This window comes from Nosocomiicoccus sp. HMSC059G07 (assembly GCF_001815515.1).
In the GTDB taxonomy this organism is placed as follows: Bacteria; Bacillota; Bacilli; order Staphylococcales; family Salinicoccaceae; genus Nosocomiicoccus; species Nosocomiicoccus ampullae_A.
This window is the reverse complement of sequence record NZ_KV820884.1, coordinates 30022-34898: the sequence shown is the minus strand read 5'-3', so window position 1 is coordinate 34898 and position 4877 is coordinate 30022. Positions and strand designations below refer to the sequence as shown.

General features: G+C 40.3%; 6 protein-coding genes and 1 tRNA gene. 1 reads left to right on the top strand and 6 read right to left on the bottom strand.

What is annotated here, in order from left to right:
• Positions 1-65 precede the first annotated feature (65 nt).
• From HMPREF3029_RS08590 to folP, 6 genes are all read right to left on the bottom strand, one after another.
• A tRNA-Val gene (locus HMPREF3029_RS08590) sits at positions 66-138 on the bottom strand.
• Positions 139-247: 109 nt separating this feature from the next.
• Positions 248-1741, bottom strand: a complete 1494-nt coding sequence (gene lysS, locus HMPREF3029_RS08585) for a lysine--tRNA ligase (protein ID WP_070710416.1) — start codon at positions 1739-1741, stop codon at positions 248-250.
• A 12-nt stretch (positions 1742-1753) separates the two neighbouring features.
• Entirely contained in the window at positions 1754-2758 is a 1005-nt protein-coding gene (gene dusB / locus HMPREF3029_RS08580) for a tRNA dihydrouridine synthase DusB (protein WP_070623115.1), read from the bottom strand.
• A complete protein-coding gene (folK, locus tag HMPREF3029_RS08575; protein WP_068128611.1) occupies positions 2751-3227 on the bottom strand; it encodes a 2-amino-4-hydroxy-6-hydroxymethyldihydropteridine diphosphokinase in 477 nt (158 codons plus the stop codon). Before folK ends, dusB begins: the two co-directional genes overlap by 8 nt.
• On the bottom strand, positions 3227-3589 hold the full coding sequence (gene folB / locus HMPREF3029_RS08570; protein WP_070623112.1) for a dihydroneopterin aldolase: 363 nt from the start codon (positions 3587-3589) through the stop codon (positions 3227-3229). Before folB ends, folK begins: the two co-directional genes overlap by 1 nt.
• Positions 3590-4378 (bottom strand): dihydropteroate synthase, encoded by a 789-nt coding sequence (gene folP / locus HMPREF3029_RS08565; protein WP_068128614.1) that lies wholly within the window; start codon positions 4376-4378, stop codon positions 3590-3592. It lies immediately after the preceding gene.
• A gap of 138 nt (positions 4379-4516) precedes the next feature.
• Between folP and HMPREF3029_RS08560 the strand changes: the two genes are divergently transcribed.
• Positions 4517-4877, top strand: a 361-nt coding sequence (locus HMPREF3029_RS08560) for an alcohol dehydrogenase catalytic domain-containing protein (RefSeq protein ID WP_168165526.1), incomplete at its 3' end; no start/stop codon positions are given.

Genomic DNA, 4877 nt, shown 5'->3' with positions numbered 1-4877 from the left:
GCAAGGTGGTGTTCTACCACTGAACTACTTCCGCAGATGATTTACTTTTAAAATTAAAAAAAAAATGGAGAATGGCGGGCTCGAACCACCGACCCCTTGCTTGTCGAGCAAGTGCTCTCCCAACTGAGCTAATCCTCCATGACACAACACTATACATATTACAATGAATTTTAATAACCGTCAAGTGTTTTTTATAAATAGCTATAAAGAGAACATCCACCGATAATTATCGGCGGATGTTTCCTAATTACTTACTCTGTCTCATATAAGGGAATAATAGAACGTCGCGAATCGATGATGCGTTCGTTAACAGCATTACGAGACGATCGATTCCTATTCCTAAGCCACCTGTTGGTGGGAGTCCATATTCTAATGCTTTGATGAAGTCTTCATCCATTTCATGTGCTTCATCGTTCCCGCTTTTCGCTTCGTCGACTTGCATTTGGAATCTTTCTCTTTGATCGATTGGATCGTTTAACTCTGTGAACGCGTTCGCGTGTTCACGTCCGACGATAAATAACTCGAAGCGGTCAGTGAATCTTTCATCTTCTGGGTTTTTCTTAGATAACGGTGACACTTCTACTGGGTGACCGTAAACAAATGTTGGTTGATGTAGGTGTTCTTCTACTTTTTGTTCAAAGAATTCGTTTAATACGTGACCAAACGTACTATGGAATTTATCGACTTCAACACCGTGTTCTTTTGCAAGCGCGAGTGCTTCTTCGTCTGACATTTGTTCAAAGAAGTCTACTCCTGTATACTCTTTAACAATTTCAGCCATGTGGACTCTGCGCCAACCTGGTGAAAGATCGATTTCTTCTCCTTCGTATTCTACGACTGAAGAACCGAGTACTTCTTTCGCTACGTGTGCGACTAAGTTTTCAGTTAAGTCCATAATATCTTCGTAGTCTGCGTATGCTTCGTATAATTCAAGCATCGTAAACTCAGGGTTATGACGCGTTGATACCCCTTCGTTACGGAATACACGACCGATTTCGTACACTTTGTCGAGCCCTCCAACGACGAGACGTTTTAAGTGAAGCTCTAACGCAATACGCATATATAAATCAACGTCTAATGCATTATGGTGCGTAATAAACGGACGTGCCTGCGCACCACCAGCGATCGCATGCATCATCGGTGTTTCAACTTCTAAGAAGCCTTCACCGTCTAAATATTTTCTGATCTCGGTAATGATTTTACTACGTAAAATGAAACGCACTTTAGACTCTTCGTTTGTCAGTAAATCTAAGTAACGTTTTCTATAACGCTCTTCAACGTCTTTCAGTCCGTGGTGTTTGTCTGGTAATGGACGTAATGCTTTAGATAAATGTACATACTCCGTCGCTTTTACAGATAATTCACCTGTGTTTGTCTTAAACATAACACCTTCAACACCGACGATATCACCTAAGTCTGTTTGATTCCAAACGTCGAACGTGTCTTCACCAATTTGGTCTTTACGCACGTAAATTTGAATTTGTCCATCGATATCTTGAATGTGCGCAAATCCTGCTTTACCTTTACCACGTTTTGTCATCACGCGCCCTGCGATACGCACTTTAGACTCTGTTTCTTTTTCTGCTAATTCTTCTTTAGAAAACTCGTCCCAATTTTCGACTAATTCTTTAGACGTAGCATCTACAATAAATTTTTGTCCAAATGGGTCGAGTCCTTTTTCACGAAGTTCGTTCATTTTATTTAGACGAACTTCAATTTGGTCGTTAATTTCTTCACTCATTGATATGTCTCCTTATACAAGTATTTCTGTTTGTTTATTGTCACGTAATTCCATGTCTCGTTTAAATTGTGTTAAAAGTTGAATGAGATCTCTTCGTGTTTTCACTGTATTAATTTGCCTGCGAACTTGTCCGCCACCTTTAACGTTTCGCAAATACCACGACGCATGTTTCCTCATTTCCATAATAGCAGTTTTCTCACCTTTTAAGTCGATTAAACGATCCATATGTAGTGTGAGTACGTCGATTTTCTCATCTAAACTCGGTTCATCGAGTAATTCACCAGTTTCTAAATAATGAACGGTTCTGTATATAATCCAAGGATTCCCTTGTGCGGCACGGCCAATCATCACAGCATCAACACCTGTTTCGTCGAGCATCTTTTTAGCGAGTTCTGGAGTTGTAACGTCTCCATTACCAATTACTGGTATGTTCACCGCTTCTTTTACTTGTCGAATGACGTCCCAGTTCGCTTTTCCTTCGTACATTTGTACGCGTGTACGTCCGTGAATTGCAATTGCAGCAGCGCCCGCTCGTTCAGCGGCTTTCGCATTTTCAACTGCGTAGATGTGTTCTTCATCCCAACCGATACGCATTTTACAAGTGACAGGCTTTTCAACCGCTTCTACAACAGCACTTACCATTTCGTATATCTTATCTGGATCGAGTAACCACCTCGCACCCGCTTCACAGCGGATGACCTTATTCACTGGGCATCCCATATTAATATCTATAATATCAGCGTTCGTATGTTTGTCGACATATTTTGCCGCTTCAACTAAAGTGTCTTTTTCACCACCGAATATTTGAAGTGACATTGGGTGCTCTGTCTCGTCCACCTCGAGCATTTTTAACGTGCGTTTATTGTTAGTGATCAGTGCTTTGTCGCTGATCATTTCAGCACATACCATTCCAGCACCAAACTCTTTGACTGTCTTTCTAAACGCGACGTTGGAAATCCCTGCCATTGGCGCAAGTACAACGCGGTTTGGGATTTCTACATTCCCAATTTTAAACATCCGTGTCACCGTTTAGTTCTTCTAACAGCTCTTTGACAGTTTTATTAAATGTCGGATGTACTGCATTCGGTGCGATTTCGTTGAACGGTTCTAACACGAACTTGCGTAGATGCATTTCTTCGTGTGGGACGATTAAATTATCGATGTCGATTTCTAAATCTTCATACATGAGTACATCGATATCAATCACTCGAGGTCCCCATACTTCTTCACGTACGCGACCGAGTTGACTCTCTACATATAAACAAAACTCTAGTAGCTCGATCGGTTCAAGGTCTGTTTCAACTTCAACAACCATATTTAAAAAATCTGGTTGATCAGTTTTACCATACGGTGCAGTCTCATATATAGATGATTGTTTCGTGACATCACAATCTTTTCCACTATCTAGTAATTGAATCGCTCGATTTAAGTTTTCAAGGCGCTCTCCAATGTTTGCGCCTAGTCCGAGATACGCTTTAGCTTTCATTATTTAACCTCTCTATTTAACGTCACACTCACATCTTTGTAGTTGCCATCGATTGGTGGACTCGGTTTTGTGATTGTAACCTCGATTTTCTTCACAACTGGATAGTCATTTGTTAGTTTCTCTATTATTTTATGTCCTAGATGCTCGAGTAAGTTCACTGGTGGGCCCTGAATGATTGCTTCAACAGTTTCGTACACTTCTGCGTAGTTAATCGTGTCGTTCACGTCATCAGAAACTCCAGCTTCTGTTAAGTCTGTATATAGCAACACATCGACGATAAAGTACTGCCCGATATCTCTTTCAGCTTGTAACACTCCGTGATAAGCATAAAGTCGAATGCCATTTACTCTTATAATATCCATTTAATTCCCTCTTAACTTCATATAAACGTCACTAATATCGCGATTCATTTTTACATTGTGAACGCGTACCGCGTCTACACCGTGATTTATACCGATAACAGTTGTTGCTGCAGTACCCGCATCGCGGTCTTTTGGTCCTCTATCGTCTTCGATAAGTTCTTTAATCATTCGTTTACGACTCGTTCCGAGTAGAACTTTATAGCCTAAATCGACGAGTTTGTGTAAGTTTTTCATCACTTTAATTTCTTCGTCTCGTGATTTTACAAATCCAACGCCTGGATCTAACCAGATGTTTTCATCTTTGATGTTATACTTCTTACAAAGTTCGACACTTTCTTTTAGCTCGGCAATCATAGCTTCGACGACGTCGTCGTATTTACCATGTTCGTTATTGTGCATTAAAATAATCGGCACGTTATATTCGCTGACGACTTCTAAGATCTTTTCATCGTACGTTCCACGCCACTGGTCGTTAATAATTGTAGCACCTGCTTCAATACTCGCTTTTGCGACTTCACTACGAAACGTGTCGACTGAAATATCGACACCTAAATTTAATTCGTGAATCGCTTCAACGACTGGGACGACGCGACGTATTTCTTCTTCTATAGAAATCGGCGTATATCCACCAGGACGTGTTGAATAGCCACCGACGTCGATAATATCAGCACCATCTTTTACCATTTGTTTTGCATGCTCGACCGCATTGTCAAGCTGATGAAATTCTCCACCATCACTAAAAGAATCTGGTGTCACATTTAATATCCCCATAATTTGTAGTCGCTTCACTGTTATCATCCTCGATACATAGAATACAAGTATTATACCATTTTTCCATCGTCTTTTTAACTTATAAATTCTTCGACGGTTTCTTATGTTAGAAGTAAGGGTATTCATATATTAACTATTAAATTGGAGGCGTTAAACATGTATGCGATTGCTGCAGATGAACCATTTAAACTAAGTGAAGGAAATAAGTTTTACAAAAAAGATTTCGAAAAACCAAAACTAAACGATAAAGACGTATTTGTTAAAGTAAAATCGATTGGTATGAATCCGGTCGACACAAAAACACGTCAAACTGAAATTAAACACCCACCGAGAATACTCGGGTACGATGCGGTAGGTGTTGTTGAAGATATTGGAAGTGAAGTAACGAGCTATAAAAAAGGAGACGTCGTTTTTTACTCCGGTCGTGCAGATGTCGACGGCTCGAACGCAACACATCAAGTGATGCATGAAGCGTATATCTCGCATGCACCTAAAAACGTATCGCTTAATGAAGCGG